The following is an 18,864-nucleotide window of genomic DNA, read 5'->3' as shown; positions in this document are numbered from 1 at the left end:
GTCGGTCCCTAAGGCGAGGCTGAAAAGCGTAGTCGATGGAAAACAGGTTAATATTCCTGTACTTCTGGTTATTGCGATGGAGGGACGGAGAAGGCTAGGCCAGCTTGGCGTTGGTTGTCCAAGTTTAAGGTGGTAGGCTGAGATCTTAGGTAAATCCGGGATCTTAAGGCCGAGAGCTGATGACGAGTTAACTTTTAGTTAACGAAGTGGTTGATGCCATGCTTCCAAGAAAAGCTTCTAAGCTTCAGGTAACCAGGAACCGTACCCCAAACCGACACAGGTGGTTGGGTAGAGAATACCAAGGCGCTTGAGAGAACTCGGGTGAAGGAACTAGGCAAAATGGCACCGTAACTTCGGGAGAAGGTGCGCCGGTGAGGGTGAAGGACTTGCTCCGTAAGCTCATGCCGGTCGAAGATACCAGGCCGCTGCGACTGTTTATTAAAAACACAGCACTCTGCAAACACGAAAGTGGACGTATAGGGTGTGACGCCTGCCCGGTGCCGGAAGGTTAATTGATGGGGTTAGCTAACGCGAAGCTCTTGATCGAAGCCCCGGTAAACGGCGGCCGTAACTATAACGGTCCTAAGGTAGCGAAATTCCTTGTCGGGTAAGTTCCGACCTGCACGAATGGCGTAACGATGGCGGCGCTGTCTCCACCCGAGACTCAGTGAAATTGAAATCGCTGTGAAGATGCAGTGTATCCGCGGCTAGACGGAAAGACCCCGTGAACCTTTACTATAGCTTTGCACTGGACTTTGAATTTGCTTGTGTAGGATAGGTGGGAGGCTTTGAAGCGTGGACGCCAGTTCGCGTGGAGCCATCCTTGAAATACCACCCTGGCAACTTTGAGGTTCTAACTCAGGTCCGTTATCCGGATCGAGGACAGTGTATGGTGGGTAGTTTGACTGGGGCGGTCTCCTCCTAAAGAGTAACGGAGGAGTACGAAGGTGCGCTCAGACCGGTCGGAAATCGGTCGTAGAGTATAAAGGCAAAAGCGCGCTTGACTGCGAGACAGACACGTCGAGCAGGTACGAAAGTAGGTCTTAGTGATCCGGTGGTTCTGTATGGAAGGGCCATCGCTCAACGGATAAAAGGTACTCCGGGGATAACAGGCTGATACCGCCCAAGAGTTCATATCGACGGCGGTGTTTGGCACCTCGATGTCGGCTCATCACATCCTGGGGCTGAAGCCGGTCCCAAGGGTATGGCTGTTCGCCATTTAAAGTGGTACGCGAGCTGGGTTTAGAACGTCGTGAGACAGTTCGGTCCCTATCTGCCGTGGACGTTTGAGATTTGAGAGGGGCTGCTCCTAGTACGAGAGGACCGGAGTGGACGAACCTCTGGTGTTCCGGTTGTCACGCCAGTGGCATTGCCGGGTAGCTATGTTCGGAATAGATAACCGCTGAAAGCATCTAAGCGGGAAACTAGCCTCAAGATGAGATCTCACTGGAACCTTGAGTTCCCTGAAGGGCCGTCGAAGACTACGACGTTGATAGGTTGGGTGTGTAAGCGCTGTGAGGCGTTGAGCTAACCAATACTAATTGCCCGTGAGGCTTGACCATATAACACCCAAGCAATTTGACTACTCTAACGAGCATCAGATTGCGGTGTGTGAAGATGATACGAACCGAAAGTTCGATATCTCACAAAACACCGATCTGTCACATACCCAATTTGCTGAAGCGAGACCATCAGGTCACGACTCAGTACCCGAATTTCTTGACGACCATAGAGCATTGGAACCACCTGATCCCATCCCGAACTCAGCAGTGAAACGATGCATCGCCGATGGTAGTGTGGGGTTTCCCCATGTGAGAGTAGGTCATCGTCAAGATTAAATTCCAGAACCCCTGTTTGCTAACGCAGACAGGGGTTTTGTTTTGGGCGATCGAAAATGACCTGGAAGATCTGGTAGTCATCCGGATTCAGGCCATGCGCGAGAGCCTTGAGCGGCTTGGGCGATTTAAGTCTGATCGTTCGCGCGAACGAATTCTTGGTGGGGTCGACGCTAACGGCGCACTCTACATAGAGAAAGTATCCTTCACCTGGAGCACCCCTCTGTGCCAACGTTTCATCGGTGTGAACCCCGCGCTGGGTCAGCACCGTTTCGCGCTGCGCGTCGATCGGCGCCCGAAACTGCGCACCTTTCTGACACGCCCGCTGCGTCAGTGCTGAGCGCGGTTTGGACATTCTGGTAGTGGCCTCGAATGCATTTGGCCGCTGAGCGCTCTCCAGTGCCTGTCAGAGGCTTGTGAGCGCGCGATGAGTGGTAGGGCGAATTGTGCTGGTCAGGCGTGTCGCAGGCGCGCCTGGAGGAGGTGCTTGAAGCACTGAGTCGCTCTCAAAAGAATGACTGTGCGAGTCATGCACTTTTCTATGGGCGAAAAAAAAGACCTTGAATTTCAAGGTCTTTTTTTAAGATGGTGCCCCGAGGGAGACTCGAACTCCCACTCCTTTCGAAAACGGATTTTGAATCCGCCGCGTCTACCAATTCCGCCATCAGGGCTCAATGGCGGCGAAGTATAGAGATGAGATTACCGTTGGTCAATCACGTTTCATGGTCAATTTTCACTATTTCCGCTAAACTTCCCGGCCCTGCTAGACGAACCCCATCATGCGCGTTGCTGACTTTACTTTTGAACTCCCTGATTCGCTGATCGCTCGCCATCCTTTGGCGGAGCGTCGCGCCAGTCGACTGCTGACCCTGGACGGGGTGAGTGGTGCCCTCGCACACCGTCAATTCACTGATTTGCTTGAGCATTTGCGCCCTGGCGATCTGATGGTATTCAACAATACCCGGGTGATTCCGGCGCGGCTGTTTGGCCAGAAAGCGTCCGGCGGCAAGCTGGAAATTCTGGTGGAGCGGGTACTGGACAGTCATCGCGTACTGGCCCATGTGCGCTCCAGCAAGTCGCCGAAACCGGGTTCCTCCATCCTGATCGATGGCGGTGGCGAAGCCGAGATGGTGGCGCGCCACGACGCGTTGTTCGAGCTCAGGTTTGCCGAAGAAGTATTGCCGCTGCTGGAGCGCGTCGGCCATATGCCGTTGCCTCCTTATATAGATCGTCCCGACGAAGATTCGGATCGCGAGCGCTATCAGACGGTGTACTCCCAACGCCTCGGCGCCGTTGCCGCACCGACCGCGGGCCTGCATTTCGATCAACCGCTGCTGGATGCGATTGCTGCCAAAGGCGTCGAAACCGCCTATGTGACCCTGCACGTGGGGGCCGGCACGTTTCAGCCGGTGCGTGTGGATAACATCGAAGACCACCATATGCACAGCGAGTGGTTGGAAGTCAGCCAGGACGTCGTGGACGCTGTTGTGGCGTGCAAGGCGCGTGGCGGGCGAGTCGTGGCGGTAGGGACCACCAGCGTCCGCTCGTTGGAAAGTGCAGCCCGTGATGGCGTACTCAAGCCGTTCAGTGGCGACACCGATATCTTTATCTACCCAGGCCGGCCATTCCATGTGGTCGATTGCCTGGTGACTAACTTCCATTTGCCGGAATCCACACTGTTGATGCTGGTGTCGGCATTTGCCGGTTACCCGGAAACCATGGCCGCTTATCAAGCCGCCATCGCCAACGAGTACCGTTTTTTCAGCTACGGTGATGCGATGTTTATCACCCGTAATCCGGCGCCACGCGGCCCAGAGGAATAACTATGAGTCGTATGTCGTTTGAATTATTGGCCACCGACGGCAAGGCCCGTCGCGGTCGCCTGACCTTCCCGCGCGGCACCGTCGAGACCCCGGCGTTCATGCCCGTGGGCACTTACGGCACCGTCAAGGGCATGCTGCCGCGTGACATCGTCGCCACCGGTGCCGAGATCATCCTCGGCAACACCTTCCACCTGTGGCTGCGCCCAGGCACGGAAGTGATCAAGAAGCACGGTGACCTGCATGACTTCATGAAATGGCAAGGCCCTATCCTGACTGACTCGGGCGGTTTCCAGGTGTTCAGCTTGGGCGCCATGCGCAAGATCAAGGAAGAGGGCGTGACCTTCGCCTCGCCGGTGGACGGTTCCAAAGTGTTCATGGGCCCGGAAGAGTCAATGCAGGTGCAGCGTGACCTGGGCTCCGACATCGTGATGATCTTTGACGAGTGCACACCGTACCCGGCTGACGAAGACGTCGCGCGAATTTCCATGGAGTTGTCCCTGCGTTGGGCCCAGCGCTCGAAGAATGCCCACGGTGACAACACCGCTGCGCTGTTCGGTATCGTTCAGGGCGGCATGCATGAAAGCCTGCGCAAACGCTCGTTGGAAGGCTTGGACAAGATCGGTTTTGACGGCCTGGCCATCGGCGGTTTGTCGGTGGGCGAGCCCAAGCATGAAATGATCAAGGTGCTGGATTATCTACCGGGCCTGATGCCTGCTGACAAACCTCGTTACCTTATGGGCGTTGGCAAACCCGAAGATCTCGTAGAGGGTGTGCGCCGCGGTGTGGACATGTTCGATTGCGTGATGCCAACCCGTAATGCCCGCAATGGGCATCTGTTCATCGATACAGGCGTGCTGAAGATCCGTAACGCGTTTCATCGCCATGATGATTCGCCGCTGGATCCCACCTGTGATTGCTATACCTGCCAGAACTTCTCCCGTGCTTATCTGCACCATCTGGACAAGTGTGGGGAAATGCTGGGTAGCATGTTGAATACCATCCACAATTTGCGTCACTACCAAGTCCTGATGGCTGGTTTGCGCGAGGCTATTCAACAGGGTACATTGGCCGCCTTCGTCGATGCCTTCTATGCCAAGCGCGGGCTCCCTGTGCCGCCCTTGGACTGAGTTTTCCGACCCTAAGATTCACTATTTGCAACTGGAGTGCTAAATGAGCTTTTTTATCTCTAACGCCATGGCGGATGCCGCTGCGCCTGCTGCTGCCGGCCCTATGGGTGGTGGTTTCGAGTGGATTTTCCTGGTCGGTTTCCTGGTCATCTTCTACCTGATGATCTGGCGTCCACAGGCCAAGCGCGCCAAAGAGCAGAAGAACCTGCTGGGCAGCCTGCAGAAAGGTGACGAAGTTGTGACCACCGGCGGCATCGCTGGCAAGATCACCAAGGTTTCCGACGCTTTCGTGGTTCTGGAAGTGTCCGACACCGTAGAAATGAAGTTCCAGAAGGGCGCCATCGCCGCCACGCTGCCTAAAGGCACGCTCAAAGCGATCTAAGTAACAACCTTTACCAATCGACGGGGCGCGCAAGGCGCCCCGCGTTATAAGCGGGCGGCGTGATGCTGAACAAATACCCTCTGTGGAAATACGTACTGATCCTGGCGGTGCTGGCGATCGGTTTTATTTATTCCGCTCCCAATCTCTATCCTGATGACCCGGCGATCCAGATCTCTGGCGCCAGCACTACGCTGCAGGTCAATCAGGCTGATCTGGAACGCGCGAGCAAAGCGCTCAACGACGCGGGCATCCAGGTTAAAGCGGCAACATTGGCAGCTGGTGCGAAGGGCGGCTTGTTACGCCTGACCAAGCAAGAAGACCAATTGCCGGCCAAAGACGTCGTGCGCAAGGTCATGGGTGACGACTACGTTGTCGCACTCAACCTGGCACAGACCACGCCGCAATGGTTGCGCAGCATTGGCGCGCACCCGATGAAGCTGGGTCTGGACTTGTCCGGTGGTGTGCACTTCCTGCTGGAAGTCGACATGGACAAGGCTCTCGATGCACGTCTTAAAGTCTACGAAGGCGACGTGAAGAGCCTGCTGCGTAAAGAGCGCCTGCGTTATCGCAGCCTGCCGCAGCTCAATGGTGCCATCCAGCTGGGCTTCTCTGACGAAGCGTCCCGCGAACAGGCCCGTGCGCTGATCCGCAAAAACTTCAACGATTTCGATATCGTACCGGCCGACTTGAATGGTCAGGCTGTGCTGCGTCTGGCGATGAGCCCGGCCAAGATCGCGGAAATCCGCGAATACTCGATCAAGCAGAACCTGACCACGGTGCGTAACCGCGTCAACGAGCTGGGTGTGGCCGAGCCTATCGTGCAGCGCCAGGGCGCCAACCGCATCGTGGTTGAGCTGCCGGGTGTGCAGGACACCGCTGAAGCCAAGCGTATCCTGGGCAAGACCGCCAACCTGGAGTTCCGCCTGGCGGCTGAACCGGGTGCTACCCGCGCCACCGCCGAAGAGTTCGAATTCCGCGAAGGCAACCGTCCTCCAGCGTTGATCGAGCGTGGCTTGATCATCACCGGTGACCAGGTGACGGATGCCAAGGCTGGTTTTGGTGAGCACGGCACCCCTGAAGTGAACATCCGCCTGGATGGTCATGGTGGTGAACTGATGAGCCGCGCCACGCGCAGCAACGTCGGTCGCAGCATGGCGGTGATCTTCATCGAGCAACGCCCGATCACCACCTACACCAAGCAGATGGTCAACGGCGTCGAGAAAGACGTACCGGTTCAGACCTTCAAGGAAGAGAAGAAAATCATCAGCCTGGCGACCATTCAGTCGCCACTGGGTGCGCAATTCCGTATCACTGGCCTGAATGGCCAGGGCGAGTCATCGGAACTGGCGCTGCTGCTGCGTGCCGGTGGCCTGGCGGCACCGATGTACTTCGCTGAAGAACGTACCATCGGCCCGAGCCTGGGTGCCGACAACATTACCAAGGGCGTCGATGCGGCGCTGTGGGGCATGTTGTTCGTGTCGCTGTTCATCATCGCCATCTACCGCTTCTTCGGCGTCATCGCCACCGTGGCCCTGGCGGGCAACATGGTGATGCTGCTGGCCTTGATGTCGCTGCTGGGCGCTACACTGACCCTGCCAGGTATCGCCGGTATCGTACTCACCATGGGTATGGCGGTTGACGCCAACGTACTGATCTTCTCGCGGATTCGTGAAGAGATCGCGGCGGGCATGACCGTGCAGCGTGCAATCAACGAAGGCTTCGGCCGGGCATTTACCGCGATTCTTGACTCCAACCTGACCACTCTGTTGGTCGGCGGGATTCTCTTTGCCATGGGTACCGGCCCGGTCAAAGGTTTTGCGGTGACCATGTCCCTCGGTATCTTTACCTCGATGTTCACGGCCATCATGGTGACCCGCGCAATGGTCAACCTGATCTTTGGCGGGCGTGACTTCAAGAAGTTGTGGATTTAAGGGGCTGCCATGTTACGTACAATCAACTTCATGGGCGTTCGCAACGTTGCGTTCGGCGTCACCGTGCTCCTTACCGTTCTGGCGTTGTTCAGCTGGTTCCATAAGGGCCTGAACTACGGTCTGGACTTCACCGGCGGTACGCTCATCGAGCTGACCTACGAGAAGCCGGCCGACGTCACCCTGGTGCGCAGCGAGCTGGTCAAGGCCGGCTATCACGAAGCCATCGTGCAGAGCTTTGGTGCAACGACCGACCTGCTGGTGCGTATGCCGGGCGAAGACCCGCAACTGGGTCACCAGGTAGCCGAGGCCTTGCAAAAGGTCGGCGGTGACAACCCTGCGTCGGTCAAGCGCGTCGAGTTCGTAGGCCCGCAGGTCGGTGAAGAACTGCGCGACCAGGGTGGCCTCGGCATGCTGATGGCGCTGGTCGGCATCATGATCTACCTGGCGTTCCGCTTTCAGTGGAAGTTCGGTGTCGGCGCCATTGTGTCGCTGATCCACGACGTGATCGTGACCGTAGGCATCCTGGCGTACTTCCAGATTACCTTCGACCTGACGGTGTTGGCGGCGGTGCTGGCGATCATTGGTTACTCCCTCAACGACACCATCGTGGTATTCGACCGGGTTCGTGAGAACTTCCGTGTGCTGCGCAAGGCGACGTTGATAGAGAACATCAACATTTCGACCACCCAGACCCTGCTGCGGACCATGGCGACGTCGATCTCCACCTTGCTGGCGATCGCTGCGCTGATGATCTTCGGCGGCGACAACCTGTGGGGCTTCTCCCTGGCGCTGTTCATCGGCGTTCTGGCGGGCACCTACTCGTCGATCTACATCGCCAACGTGGTGCTGATCTGGCTGAACCTCAACAGCGAAGACCTTATCCCTCCGGCCAGCACTGGCAAGGAGGTCGACGACCGCCCTTGATGGGCGCTTGTTGATCGCTGTGACAAGAAAGGCGCGAGAATTGAACTCGCGCCTTTTTTTTTGCTCCAAGGCTGGGTATAGCGCGGACGTTTCGGTCCGCTTGTGATGGTCAGGAGGTTCAACGTGAACAAGTCGTTGCTGGTTGGTGCGGTATTGGGTGCTGTCGGTGTAACTGCCGGGGGTGCTGTTGCCACCTACAGCCTGGTAAAAAGCGGCCCTGAGTATGCGCAAGTGCTGGCGGTGCAGCCGGTTAAAACCCAGATAAAGACTCCCCGTGAAGTCTGCAAGGACGTCACCGTGACCCGGCAGCGTCCGGTGCAGGATCAACATCAAATCGCCGGTACCGTTGTAGGCGCCCTGGCGGGTGGCTTGCTGGGTAACCAGATCGGTGGTGGTAATGGTAAGAAGCTGGCCACCGTGGCCGGTGCGGTCGGTGGTGGCTACGCCGGTAACAAGGTTCAAGAGGGTATGCAGAACCGCGATACCTACACCACTACGCAAACCCGTTGTAACACCGTCAATGACATCAGCGACAAGGTTGTTGGGTACGACGTGCGTTACAACCTGGACGGTAAGGAAGGTTCCGTGCGTATGGAGCGCGACCCTGGCAGCCAGATTCCAGTCGACAAAGAAGGTCGTCTGATCCTGGGTCAGAACCAGCAATAACCGGTTCTGCAGGCACAAAAAAAGCACCCCGAGGGGTGCTTTTTTTGTGCTCGCCCGCTTAGCGCTTCAGCGAGGCCGGCAGGTGCGGCTGGATCGCCGTCAGGACTGCCTTGAAGCATTTGGTGTTGCCGGCAACCACGTGGCCTTTCTCAAGGAAGTCGTGACCGCCGGTGAAGTCGCTCACCAGGCCGCCTGCTTCCTGGATCAGCAGGGCGCCTGCAGCCATGTCCCACTCGGACAGGCCCGACTCCCAGAAGGCATCAAAGCGACCGGCGGCAACGTAAGCCAGGTCCAGGCTTGCTGCGCCAGCGCGGCGGATGCCGGCGGTCTGGCCAACCAGGGCGCGGAACATGCCCAGGTAGTTTTCCAGGTTGTCCATCTGGTCATCACGGAACGGGAAGCCAGTACCCAGCAGGGCGCCGTCCAGGCTGGTGCGGCCACTTACGCGCAGGCGACGACCATTGAGCTGTGCGCCACGGCCACGGCTGGCGGTGAATTCTTCCTGGCGGACTGGGTCGAGAACAACGGCGTGTTCCAGGCGACCACGGTATTTGCACGCGATGCTCACGGCAAAGTGCGGGATGCCGCGCAGGAAGTTGGTGGTGCCATCCAGTGGGTCGATGATCCACAGGTAGTCTTCGCCTTCGCCGCTGCCTTTGTGCAGGCCGGTTTCTTCGCCGAGGATGCCGTGGGTAGGGTAGGCCTTGCGCAGAGCGTCGATGATTTTCTGTTCGGCGGCGCGATCCACCTCGGATACATAATCCTTGGCGTCTTTTTCGTCGACCTTGATGGTATCCAGGCGCTCGATGGAGCGGAAGATCAATTCACTGGCGCTGCGGGCGGCGCGCAGCGCGATATTCAGCATGGGCTGCATGGATGTGTCACCTAAGGTTGTTAAAGAAAGCCGGGCATTCTAGCAGAAACTTTCTTCAGGTGAAGGACGACGTTAGCTTTCATGGCATAACCTTAGGCTGTTCTGTAAGATTTGCTCCCCTTTCCCGTGTCCGAGAGCGCCTCCCTTGCTGCAAAACATTCGTGTCGTCTTGGTCAATACCAGTCATCCCGGCAACATCGGCGGGGCGGCGCGAGCCATGAAAAACATGGGGCTGACGCGCCTGGTGCTGGTCGAACCGCGCGTGTTCCCGCACCACGAGGCCGATGCCCGTGCGTCCGGCGCCAATGACCTCCTCGAAAAGGCCCAGGTCGTCGCCACCTTGGAGGACGCCTTGGTCGGCTGCAATCTGGTGCTCGGCACCAGCGCCCGCGACCGTCGCATCCCCTGGCCGCTGCTCGATCCGCGTGAATGCGGAACCAAAGTGGTCGAGGAGGCCGCGGGCGGCGCTGAAATCGCCTTGGTCTTTGGCCGTGAAGATTCCGGCCTGACCAATGAAGAGCTGCAGCGATGTCATTACCACGTGCACATCCCATCAGACCCTGAGTTCAGTTCGTTGAACCTCGGGGCCGCGGTGCAGGTGTTGACTTACGAAGTGCGCATGGCCTGGCTGGCCGCTGCTGGTCAGCCGAGCAAGGTAGAGAAGGAAGAGGTTGCGTCGACCAAAAGTGGCGAGTTGGCCACCATGGATGAGTTGGAGCGGTTCTATGAGCACCTGGAGCAAACCCTGGTGGTCATCGAATTCCTCGATCCGGAAAAGCCACGGCACTTGATGGCGCGCCTGCGTCGCCTTTACGGACGCAGCTCGGTCAGCCGGGCGGAAATGAATATATTGCGTGGCATCCTCACGGAGACCCAGAAAGCGGCCCGTGGCGAGCTTCTTAAGCGGAAGGATTAAAAATGTTCGAGCGTTTGCGAGAAGATATCCAGAGTGTTTTCCACCGTGACCCGGCGGCGCGCAACGCCTTTGAAGTGCTGACGTGCTACCCGGGCATGCACGCCATCTGGATTCACCGGCTGTCCGGTGCCTTGTGGGGCATGGGTTGGAAATGGCTGGCTCGGTTGGTGTCGAACTTTGGTCGGTGGCTGACCGGGATCGAGATTCATCCGGGGGCCAAGGTGGGGCGCCGCTTCTTCATTGATCATGGTATGGGCATCGTGATTGGCGAGACCGCTGAAATCGGCGATGACGTGACCCTCTATCAGGGCGTGACGCTTGGTGGTACCAGCTGGAACAAAGGTAAGCGCCACCCAACCTTGGGTGATGGCGTGGTGGTGGGGGCGGGCGCGAAGGTGCTTGGCCCGTTCACCGTCGGCGCGGGCGCCAAGGTCGGCTCCAATGCCGTGGTGACCAAGGCGGTGCCGCCTGGCGCAACTGTGGTGGGTATTCCTGGCCGAATCATCGTCAAGCCGGAAGTCGGCGATGAGCAGGAAGCCAAGCGCAAGGCCATGGCCGAGAAGATCGGCTTCGATGCCTACGGCGTCAGCGAAGACATGCCCGACCCTGTGGCACGCGCCATTGGCCAATTGCTCGACCATCTGCAGGCGGTGGATGGCAAGTTGGACGGCATGTGCGGCGCGCTGAAGGAGCTGGGCAGCAGCTACTGTGCGAAAGATCTGCCTGAGTTGCGCGAAGAAGACTTCGCCGAAATCAAGAGCGAAACTGCCACCAAGGCTGGCTGAGGTCTGAGGATCACCCGAGATTCCCTGTGGGAGGGGGCTTGCCCCCGATAGCGGTCTGTCAGCCATGGATTTATTGGCTGACCTGCTGTCATCGGGGGGGCAAGCCCCCTCCCACATTTTGCTCTCGATTTCTGCCTGGCCCTGTTCCTGCTGTTCGTGCTCACCCCATCCTGCTATGATTCGCGCGCCCTTTTTACGGGTAATCCTGACTAAAGTACTAGGTCTTATAGTTGACTTAAATACTCGGGAATCGCATACTTGCTCCCATTCTGAAACACCTTGGTACTTGTCCATGAGACTGACTACAAAAGGCCGATACGCGGTGACTGCCATGCTCGACCTGGCTTTGCACGCGCAAACTGGGCCGGTGTCCCTGGCCGATATCTCTGAGCGCCAAGGCATTTCCCTGTCCTACCTCGAACAGTTGTTCGCCAAATTGCGCCGTAGCAACCTGGTTTCCAGTGTGCGCGGGCCAGGCGGTGGTTACCAGTTGTCCCGCGACATGCAGGGTATCCAGGTCGCTCAGGTGATCGACGCGGTCAACGAATCCGTCGACGCCACCAAATGCCAGGGCCTGGGTGATTGCCACGCCGGCGACACCTGCCTGACACACCACCTGTGGTGTGACTTGAGCCTGCAGATCCATGAGTTTTTGAGTGGTATCAGCTTGGCTGATCTTGTGACTCGCCGTGAGGTGCAAGAAGTAGCCCAGCGTCAGGACCAGCGCCGTTGCAATACCAAGGCGCCGCGTCTGGACAAGATCGAAGCGTCCGCCGTCGAGTAACAGCCGCAGAGCTAACGGCACGCCAGCCAGCCTGATTTAGGAGAAAGTCCATGAAATTGCCGATTTACCTTGATTACTCAGCGACCACCCCGGTTGATCCGCGTGTCGCGCAAAAGATGAGCGAATGCCTGCTGGTTGACGGAAACTTCGGCAACCCAGCCTCCCGTTCCCACGTATTCGGCTGGAAAGCCGAGGAAGCGGTCGAGAACGCGCGTCGCCAAGTCGCTGACCTGGTCAACGCCGATCCGCGTGAAATCGTCTGGACCTCCGGTGCCACCGAGTCCGACAACCTGGCTATCAAGGGCGCGGCGCATTTCTACGCGACCAAAGGCAAACACCTGATCACCACCAAGATTGAGCACAAGGCTGTCCTCGACACCATGCGCCAACTGGAGCGTGAAGGTTTCGAGGTCACCTACCTCGAGCCAACCACCGACGGTATCGTCACCCCGGCCATGATCGAAGCCGCGCTGCGTGAAGACACCATCCTGGTTTCCGTGATCCACGTGAACAACGAAATCGGCACCATCAACGACATCGCGGCCATCGGCGAGCTGACTCGCTCGAAGGGTATCCTGCTGCACGTCGACGCTGCTCAGTCCACCGGTAAGGTCGATATCGACCTGTCGAAACTGAAGGTCGACCTGATGTCGTTCTCTGCCCACAAGACCTACGGCCCTAAAGGCATTGGCGCCCTGTACGTGAGCCGCAAGCCACGCGTGCGCATCGAAGCCACCATGCACGGCGGCGGTCACGAGCGCGGCATGCGTTCAGGCACCCTGGCGACCCACCAGATCGTCGGCATGGGCGAAGCCTTCCGTGTAGCCAAGGAAGACATGGCTGCCGAAAACGTGCGCATCAAGGCCCTGAGTGATCGCTTCTACAAGCAGGTCGAGAACCTTGAGGAGCTGTACATCAACGGCAGCATGACCGCCCGTGTACCGCACAACCTTAATTTGAGCTTCAACTACGTCGAAGGCGAGTCGCTGATCATGGCACTCAAGGACCTGGCGGTTTCGTCCGGTTCGGCCTGTACCTCGGCGTCCCTTGAGCCTTCGTATGTGCTGCGCGCCCTGGGCCGCAACGACGAATTGGCACACAGCTCGATCCGCTTTACGTTCGGCCGCTTCACCACCGAAGAACAAGTCGACTACGCCGCGCAGAAAGTCTGCGAAGCCGTCAACAAGCTGCGCGTTCTGTCGCCGCTGTGGGACATGTACAAAGACGGCGTCGATATTTCCAAGATCGAGTGGGCGGCACACTAACTATAGAAGCCGCCACCCCAGCTCTGTAGGAACGTGGCGGAAAACGCAGGCGTTTCTACAGGGTTCCAGAGCGGCCCTGATGAGTGAGGATTCAGTACCATGGCTTACAGCGAAAAGGTCATCGACCACTACGAAAACCCGCGTAACGTCGGCAAGATGGACGCGGAAGACCCAGATGTCGGCACCGGCATGGTTGGCGCTCCGGCGTGCGGCGATGTGATGCGCCTGCAGATCAAGGTCAACGACAACGGCGTTATCGAAGATGCCAAGTTCAAGACCTACGGCTGCGGTTCCGCTATCGCCTCCAGCTCCCTGGCGACCGAATGGATGAAAGGCAAGACCCTGGATGAGGCTGTCACCATCAGCAACACCCAGCTGGCCGAAGAGCTGGCCCTGCCGCCAGTGAAAATCCACTGCTCGGTACTCGCTGAAGACGCCATCAAGGCGGCCGTTCGCGACTACAAGCAGAAGAAAGGCTTGATCTAAGCATTTGGCGACGAGTAAGGAGTCAACGATGGCTATCAGCATGACAGAAGCGGCTGCACAGCACATTCGCCGCTCCCTGAATGGGCGCGGTAAAGGTGAGGGGATTCGTCTGGGTGTTCGCACCACAGGCTGTTCCGGCCTTGCCTACGTGCTGGAGTTTGTCGACGAGGTGGTTGCGGAAGACCAGGTGTTCGAAAGTCACGGCGAGAAAGTGATCATCGACCCTAAGAGCCTGACCTACCTGGACGGCACCGAACTCGATTTCGTCAAGGAAGGGTTGAACGAAGGCTTCAAGTTCAACAACCCCAACGTGCGCGGTGAATGTGGCTGCGGCGAAAGCTTCAACATCTGAGGCTATTCGTGGGTACTCCTTGTCATTTCGCTTTATTCGAGCTGCAGCCGAGCTTTCGGCTGGACCTTGAGCAGCTTGCCACGCGTTACCGAGAACTGGCGCGTGGCGTGCATCCAGACCGCTTCGCTGACGCTTCCGAGCGTGAGCAACGCCGGGCGCTGGAGCAATCGGCCAGCCTCAACGAAGCCTATCAGACCCTCAAAAGTCCCCCGAAGCGCGCGCGTTACCTGCTCGCGATGAACGGTGGCGAGCTGCCCCTTGAAGTCACGGTGCACGACCCGGATTTCCTGATGCAGCAGATGCAGTGGCGCGAAGAGCTTGAAGAGTTGCAGGACGAAGCTGATCTTGCGGGCGTCGCTGTCTTCAAGCGTCGCCTGAAAGCGGCCCAGGATGAGCTCAACGAAAGCTTCGCAGCCTGTTGGGATGATGCAGCGCAACGTGAACAGGCCGAACGCCTGATGCGGCGCATGCAGTTCCTCGACAAGCTCACCTACGAAGTGCGCCAGCTAGAAGAGCGCCTCGACGATTAACCCAGTGTGCTGCCCGTGATGCACGCCTGATAGACAGATAAGACCTGATTACCATGGCCCTACTGCAAATCGCCGAACCCGGCCAAAGCCCTCAACCGCACCAGCGTCGCCTGGCGGTCGGGATTGACCTGGGCACCACCAATTCCCTGGTTGCTGCCTTGCGCAGCGGCCTGTCCGAGCCGTTGCCCGATGCCGATGGCCAGGTCATCCTGCCGTCTGCCGTGCGTTATCACGCCGATCGCACCGAAGTCGGTGAGTCGGCCAAGTTGGCGGCGTCTACCGATCCGTTGAACACCGTGCTGTCGGTCAAGCGCTTGATGGGTCGTGGTTTGTCCGACGTCAAGCAATTGGGCGACCAACTGCCGTACCGCTTCGTCGGCGGTGAGTCCCATATGCCGTTCATCGACACCGTCCAGGGCCCGAAAAGCCCGGTGGAAGTGTCGGCCGATATCCTCAAGGTGCTGCGCCAGCGCGCGGAAAAAACCCTGGGCGGCGAACTGGTGGGTGCAGTCATCACCGTTCCGGCTTATTTCGATGACGCTCAGCGCCAGGCCACCAAGGACGCGGCGAAACTCGCCGGCCTGAATGTGCTGCGCCTGCTCAACGAGCCCACTGCGGCGGCCGTGGCTTATGGCCTCGATCAGCACGCAGAAGGCCTGGTCGCTATTTACGACCTGGGCGGCGGTACCTTTGATATTTCGATACTGCGCCTGACTGGCGGTGTCTTTGAAGTGCTCGCGACCGGTGGCGACAGCGCCCTGGGTGGCGATGACTTCGATCACGCCATCGCGGGCTGGATCATCAGCAGCGCCGGTTTGTCCGCCGACCTGGACCCGGGCGAGCAGCGCAACCTGCTGCAAACCGCCTGCGCCGCCAAAGAGGCGCTGACAGATGCTGCAACTGTTGAAGTGTCCTACGGCACCTGGTCAGCTCAGCTGACCCGTGAAGCCTTCGATGCGTTGATCGAACCGATGGTCGCCCGCAGCCTGAAAGCCTGCCGCCGTGCCGTGCGTGATTCTGGTATCGAGCTGGAAGACGTCGGTGCCGTGGTCATGGTCGGTGGTTCCACTCGCGTGCCACGCGTGCGTGAGGCTGTCGCCGAAGCCTTTGGCCGCCAGCCACTGACTGAAATCGACCCGGACCAGGTGGTTGCCATCGGCGCCGCGATCCAGGCCGATACCCTGGCCGGTAACAAGCGTGATGGTGGCGAATTACTGCTACTCGACGTGATTCCACTGTCTCTGGGCCTGGAAACCATGGGCGGCCTGATGGAGAAGGTGATTCCACGCAACACCACCATCCCCGTCGCCCGCGCCCAGGATTTCACCACGTATAAAGATGGCCAGACGGCCATGATGATTCATGTGCTGCAAGGCGAGCGTGAGCTGATCAGCGATTGCCGCTCCCTGGCGCGCTTCGAATTGCGCGGCATTCCGGCGATGGTGGCGGGTGCGGCGAAGATTCGTGTGACGTACCAGGTGGATGCCGATGGCCTGCTCAGCGTGGCCGCCCGTGAATTGGCGTCCGGCGTAGAAGCCAGCATCCAGGTCAAGCCGTCGTACGGGCTGACCGACGGCGAAATTGCCAAGATGCTCAAGGACTCGTTCCAGTATGCCAGTGACGACAAGGTCGCCCGCGTGTTGCGTGAGCAGCAAGTGGATGCCCAGCGCCTGCTCGAAGCGGTGCAGGGCGCCTTGGATGCTGACGGCGAGCGCCTGCTGGACGCCGAAGAGCGCATGGTCATCGACCTGCAGATGCAGGAACTGGCCGAACTGATGAAAGGCAATGATGGCTATGCCATCGAGCAACAGACCAAGCGCTTGTCGCAGGTGACTGATGCCTTTGCCGCCCGCCGCATGGATCAGACGGTGAAAGCCGCACTGGCCGGGCGCAACCTGAATGAAATCGAGGAATAATCAATGCCGCAGGTCATTTTTCTGCCACACGCCGAGCACTGCCCGGACGGTATGGTCGTGGAGGCTGAGACCGGCAAGTCCATCCTCGAAGTTGCCCATGACAACCATATCGAGATCGAAAGCGCCTGCGGCGGTGTGTGCGCTTGCACCACGTGCCACTGCGTGATTCGTGAGGGCTTCAACTCGCTCAACGAAGCCGATGAGCTGGAAGAAGACTATCTTGATAGAGCCTGGGGCCTGGAAGCAACTTCGCGCCTGACCTGCCAGGCTATCGTCGGGACTGAAGACATCACCGTCGAAATTCCGAAGTATTCCCTCAACCATGCTGCCGAAGCGCCGCATTGATTCAAGGAAGTGTCATGAGTCTTAAATGGGTTGATGTACAAGAGATCGCTATCCTGTTGGCCGATGCCAACCCCGATCTGGATCCGTACTCCCTGAACTTTGTAGCTTTGCGTGACATGGTCATGGCACTGCCGGGGTTCGAAGATGAGCGTGATCGCGGCGGTGAGAAGGTTCTGGAAGCTATCCAGACTGCCTGGAAAGAAGAACAGGACTGACGCCTCCCTTTACGCAGTTAGGCAATACCCAATAACCCGCGTATAATTCGCGGGTTTAATTTTTCGTAAATTACCGTTTCTGGAGTTACACCATGGCTGTTCAACGTACTTTCTCCATCATCAAGCCTGACGCTGTTGCAAAAAACGTCATCGGCGAGATCACCACTCGTTTCGAAAAAGCCGGCCTGAAGGTTGTAGCTTCGAAACTCAAGCAACTGTCCAAGGCTGAAGCTGAAGGCTTCTACGCTGAGCACAGCGCTCGTGGCTTCTTCGGCGACCTGGTTGCCTTCATGATCTCCGGTCCTGTTGTTGTTCAGGTTCTGGAAGGTGAAAACGCTATCGCTCTGAACCGTGAGCTGATGGGCGCTACCAACCCTAAAGAAGCTGCTGCCGGCACCATCCGTGCTGACTTCGCTGAGTCCATCGACGCCAACGCTGTACACGGTTCGGACTCCGAAGCCGCTGCTGCTCGCGAAATCTCGTACTTCTTCGCAGCTACTGAAGTAACCGCTCGCTAAGCATCGGCTTAAAGAGTGAGGGTGAATCCATGACGACATCGACTGTAAAAACCAACCTGCTGGGTCTGACCCAGCCGGAAATGGAGAAATTCTTCGACTCAATCGGGGAGAAGCGTTTCCGTGCCGGTCAGGTAATGAAATGGATTCACCACTTTGGCGTCGACGATTTCGACGCCATGACGAACGTCAGCAAGGCCCTGCGCGACAAGCTCAAGGCCATTGCTGAGGTCCGTGGTCCCGAAGTGGTCAGCGAGGACATCTCCAGCGACGGCACCCGCAAATGGGTGGTGCGCGTGGCGTCCGGCAGCTGCGTCGAGACCGTGTACATTCCCCAGGGCAAGCGCGGTACCTTGTGCGTTTCGTCCCAGGCAGGCTGTGCCCTGGACTGCAGTTTCTGCTCCACCGGCAAGCAAGGCTTCAATAGCAACCTCACCGCCGCTGAAGTGATCGGCCAGGTGTGGATTGCCAACAAATCCTTTGGCAGCGTCCCGGCGACCGTCGACCGTGCCATCACCAACGTGGTGATGATGGGCATGGGTGAGCCGCTGCTGAACTTCGACAACGTCATTTCGGCCATGCACCTGATGATGGACGACCTGGGCTACGGCATTTCCAAGCGCCGCGTTACCCTGTCGACCTCCGGCGTGGTACCGATGATCGATGAGCTGGCCAAGCATATCGACGTCTCCCTGGCGTTGTCGCTGCACGCACCCAATGACGCATTGCGTAACCAATTGGTGCCAATCAACAAGAAGTATCCGCTTAAGATGCTGCTCGAATCTTGCCAGCGTTACATGGCGACCTTGGGCGAAAAACGTGTGTTGACCATTGAGTACACCTTGCTCAAGGACATCAACGACAAGGTCGAGCACGCGGTCGAGATGATCGAGTTGCTCAAGGACACGCCGTGCAAGATCAACCTGATCCCGTTTAACCCGTTTCCACATTCTGGCTACGAGCGGCCGAGCAACAACGCCATCCGCCGTTTCCAGGATCAACTGCACCAGGCTGGCTACAACGTGACCGTGCGCACCACCCGTGGTGAAGACATCGACGCCGCCTGTGGCCAATTGGTAGGGCAGGTGATGGACCGTACCCGCCGCAGCGAACGTTATATCGCCGGACGCGAAGTGAGCGCCGCCGACGATTTACCGCTGATCGCTGTGAATCGAATCTGAGAGAGGATCTCT

20 protein-coding genes, 1 tRNA gene and 2 rRNA genes (1 of these 23 running past the window's edge) are annotated in these 18,864 nt (G+C 58.3%); 20 read left to right on the top strand and 3 right to left on the bottom strand.

The window, feature by feature from the left end; translation table 11 throughout:
- Positions 1 to 1,562, top strand: a 23S ribosomal RNA gene (locus PF1751_RS23015) (it extends 1,330 nt beyond the left edge of the window).
- Between the two features lie 156 nt (positions 1,563 to 1,718).
- A 5S ribosomal RNA gene (gene rrf / locus PF1751_RS23010) occupies positions 1,719 to 1,834 on the top strand.
- 23 nt (positions 1,835 to 1,857) lie between these two features.
- On the opposite strand, the gene PF1751_RS29160 is transcribed toward rrf, so the two are convergent.
- Positions 1,858 to 2,190 carry a hypothetical protein gene (locus tag PF1751_RS29160; protein ID WP_158497712.1) on the bottom strand — a complete coding sequence of 111 codons (333 nt, stop codon included), beginning with the start codon at positions 2,188 to 2,190 and terminating at the stop codon, positions 1,858 to 1,860.
- A 231-nt stretch (positions 2,191 to 2,421) separates the two neighbouring features.
- Positions 2,422 to 2,506, bottom strand: a tRNA-Leu gene (locus tag PF1751_RS23000).
- A 108-nt stretch (positions 2,507 to 2,614) separates the two neighbouring features.
- On the opposite strand from PF1751_RS23000, the gene queA reads away from it, so the two are divergent.
- The 6 genes from queA (at position 2,615) to PF1751_RS22970 (ending at position 8,688) form a co-directional block, all read left to right on the top strand.
- A complete protein-coding gene (gene queA, locus PF1751_RS22995) occupies positions 2,615 to 3,658 on the top strand; it encodes a tRNA preQ1(34) S-adenosylmethionine ribosyltransferase-isomerase QueA (protein ID WP_044287841.1) in 1,044 nt (347 codons plus the stop codon).
- 11 nt (positions 3,659 to 3,669) lie between these two features.
- Positions 3,670 to 4,785, top strand: a complete 1,116-nt coding sequence (tgt, locus tag PF1751_RS22990; protein WP_003175976.1) for a tRNA guanosine(34) transglycosylase Tgt — start codon at positions 3,670 to 3,672, stop codon at positions 4,783 to 4,785.
- Positions 4,786 to 4,828: 43 nt separating this feature from the next.
- Positions 4,829 to 5,167 carry a preprotein translocase subunit YajC gene (gene yajC / locus PF1751_RS22985; protein ID WP_003175975.1) on the top strand — a complete coding sequence of 113 codons (339 nt, stop codon included), beginning with the start codon at positions 4,829 to 4,831 and terminating at the stop codon, positions 5,165 to 5,167.
- 62 nt (positions 5,168 to 5,229) lie between these two features.
- Positions 5,230 to 7,098, top strand: a complete 1,869-nt coding sequence (secD, locus tag PF1751_RS22980) for a protein translocase subunit SecD (RefSeq protein ID WP_010207890.1) — start codon at positions 5,230 to 5,232, stop codon at positions 7,096 to 7,098.
- 9 nt (positions 7,099 to 7,107) lie between these two features.
- Positions 7,108 to 8,022 (top strand): protein translocase subunit SecF, encoded by a 915-nt coding sequence (gene secF, locus PF1751_RS22975; RefSeq protein ID WP_010207892.1) that lies wholly within the window; start codon positions 7,108 to 7,110, stop codon positions 8,020 to 8,022.
- A 123-nt stretch (positions 8,023 to 8,145) separates the two neighbouring features.
- A complete protein-coding gene (locus PF1751_RS22970) occupies positions 8,146 to 8,688 on the top strand; it encodes a glycine zipper 2TM domain-containing protein (protein WP_010207894.1) in 543 nt (180 codons plus the stop codon).
- A gap of 58 nt (positions 8,689 to 8,746) precedes the next feature.
- Here the strand turns inward: PF1751_RS22970 and suhB are convergent, their stop codons facing one another.
- The gene (gene suhB / locus PF1751_RS22965; RefSeq protein ID WP_003175971.1) at positions 8,747 to 9,562 is read right to left on the bottom strand and encodes a type III secretion system regulator SuhB; all 816 of its coding nucleotides are present in this window, start codon (positions 9,560 to 9,562) and stop codon (positions 8,747 to 8,749) included.
- Positions 9,563 to 9,707: 145 nt separating this feature from the next.
- On the opposite strand from suhB, the gene trmJ reads away from it, so the two are divergent.
- From trmJ to rlmN, 12 genes are all read left to right on the top strand, one after another.
- On the top strand, positions 9,708 to 10,478 hold the full coding sequence (trmJ, locus tag PF1751_RS22960; RefSeq protein ID WP_044287839.1) for a tRNA (cytosine(32)/uridine(32)-2'-O)-methyltransferase TrmJ: 771 nt from the start codon (positions 9,708 to 9,710) through the stop codon (positions 10,476 to 10,478).
- A 2-nt stretch (positions 10,479 to 10,480) separates the two neighbouring features.
- Positions 10,481 to 11,263 (top strand): serine O-acetyltransferase, encoded by a 783-nt coding sequence (gene cysE / locus PF1751_RS22955; RefSeq protein WP_010207897.1) that lies wholly within the window; start codon positions 10,481 to 10,483, stop codon positions 11,261 to 11,263.
- 292 nt (positions 11,264 to 11,555) lie between these two features.
- Positions 11,556 to 12,047 (top strand): Fe-S cluster assembly transcriptional regulator IscR, encoded by a 492-nt coding sequence (gene iscR, locus PF1751_RS22950; protein ID WP_003194020.1) that lies wholly within the window; start codon positions 11,556 to 11,558, stop codon positions 12,045 to 12,047.
- Positions 12,048 to 12,097: 50 nt separating this feature from the next.
- The gene (locus PF1751_RS22945; protein ID WP_010207898.1) at positions 12,098 to 13,312 is read left to right on the top strand and encodes an IscS subfamily cysteine desulfurase; all 1,215 of its coding nucleotides are present in this window, start codon (positions 12,098 to 12,100) and stop codon (positions 13,310 to 13,312) included.
- 99 nt (positions 13,313 to 13,411) lie between these two features.
- Entirely contained in the window at positions 13,412 to 13,798 is a 387-nt protein-coding gene (iscU, locus tag PF1751_RS22940; RefSeq protein WP_010207899.1) for a Fe-S cluster assembly scaffold IscU, read from the top strand.
- 28 nt (positions 13,799 to 13,826) lie between these two features.
- A complete protein-coding gene (iscA, locus tag PF1751_RS22935; protein ID WP_003175963.1) occupies positions 13,827 to 14,150 on the top strand; it encodes an iron-sulfur cluster assembly protein IscA in 324 nt (107 codons plus the stop codon).
- A gap of 8 nt (positions 14,151 to 14,158) precedes the next feature.
- Positions 14,159 to 14,680, top strand: coding sequence for a co-chaperone HscB (gene hscB, locus PF1751_RS22930; RefSeq protein ID WP_010207900.1), 522 nt, complete (start codon positions 14,159 to 14,161; stop codon positions 14,678 to 14,680).
- 53 nt (positions 14,681 to 14,733) lie between these two features.
- Positions 14,734 to 16,596, top strand: coding sequence for a Fe-S protein assembly chaperone HscA (gene hscA, locus PF1751_RS22925; RefSeq protein WP_010207902.1), 1,863 nt, complete (start codon positions 14,734 to 14,736; stop codon positions 16,594 to 16,596).
- A gap of 3 nt (positions 16,597 to 16,599) precedes the next feature.
- Positions 16,600 to 16,941, top strand: a complete 342-nt coding sequence (gene fdx, locus PF1751_RS22920; RefSeq protein WP_010207904.1) for an ISC system 2Fe-2S type ferredoxin — start codon at positions 16,600 to 16,602, stop codon at positions 16,939 to 16,941.
- 14 nt (positions 16,942 to 16,955) lie between these two features.
- On the top strand, positions 16,956 to 17,156 hold the full coding sequence (gene iscX / locus PF1751_RS22915) for a Fe-S cluster assembly protein IscX (protein WP_016977667.1): 201 nt from the start codon (positions 16,956 to 16,958) through the stop codon (positions 17,154 to 17,156).
- 92 nt (positions 17,157 to 17,248) lie between these two features.
- A complete protein-coding gene (ndk, locus tag PF1751_RS22910) occupies positions 17,249 to 17,674 on the top strand; it encodes a nucleoside-diphosphate kinase (protein ID WP_003175956.1) in 426 nt (141 codons plus the stop codon).
- Between the two features lie 29 nt (positions 17,675 to 17,703).
- Positions 17,704 to 18,852, top strand: a complete 1,149-nt coding sequence (gene rlmN, locus PF1751_RS22905; RefSeq protein ID WP_010207907.1) for a dual-specificity RNA methyltransferase RlmN — start codon at positions 17,704 to 17,706, stop codon at positions 18,850 to 18,852.
- Positions 18,853 to 18,864 lie beyond the last annotated feature (12 nt).

Source organism: Pseudomonas simiae, from assembly GCF_000934565.1.
In the GTDB taxonomy this organism is placed as follows: domain Bacteria; phylum Pseudomonadota; class Gammaproteobacteria; order Pseudomonadales; family Pseudomonadaceae; genus Aquipseudomonas; species Aquipseudomonas simiae.
Note: the sequence above shows the minus strand (reverse complement) of the source record. Positions and strands in the feature narration are given on the sequence as shown.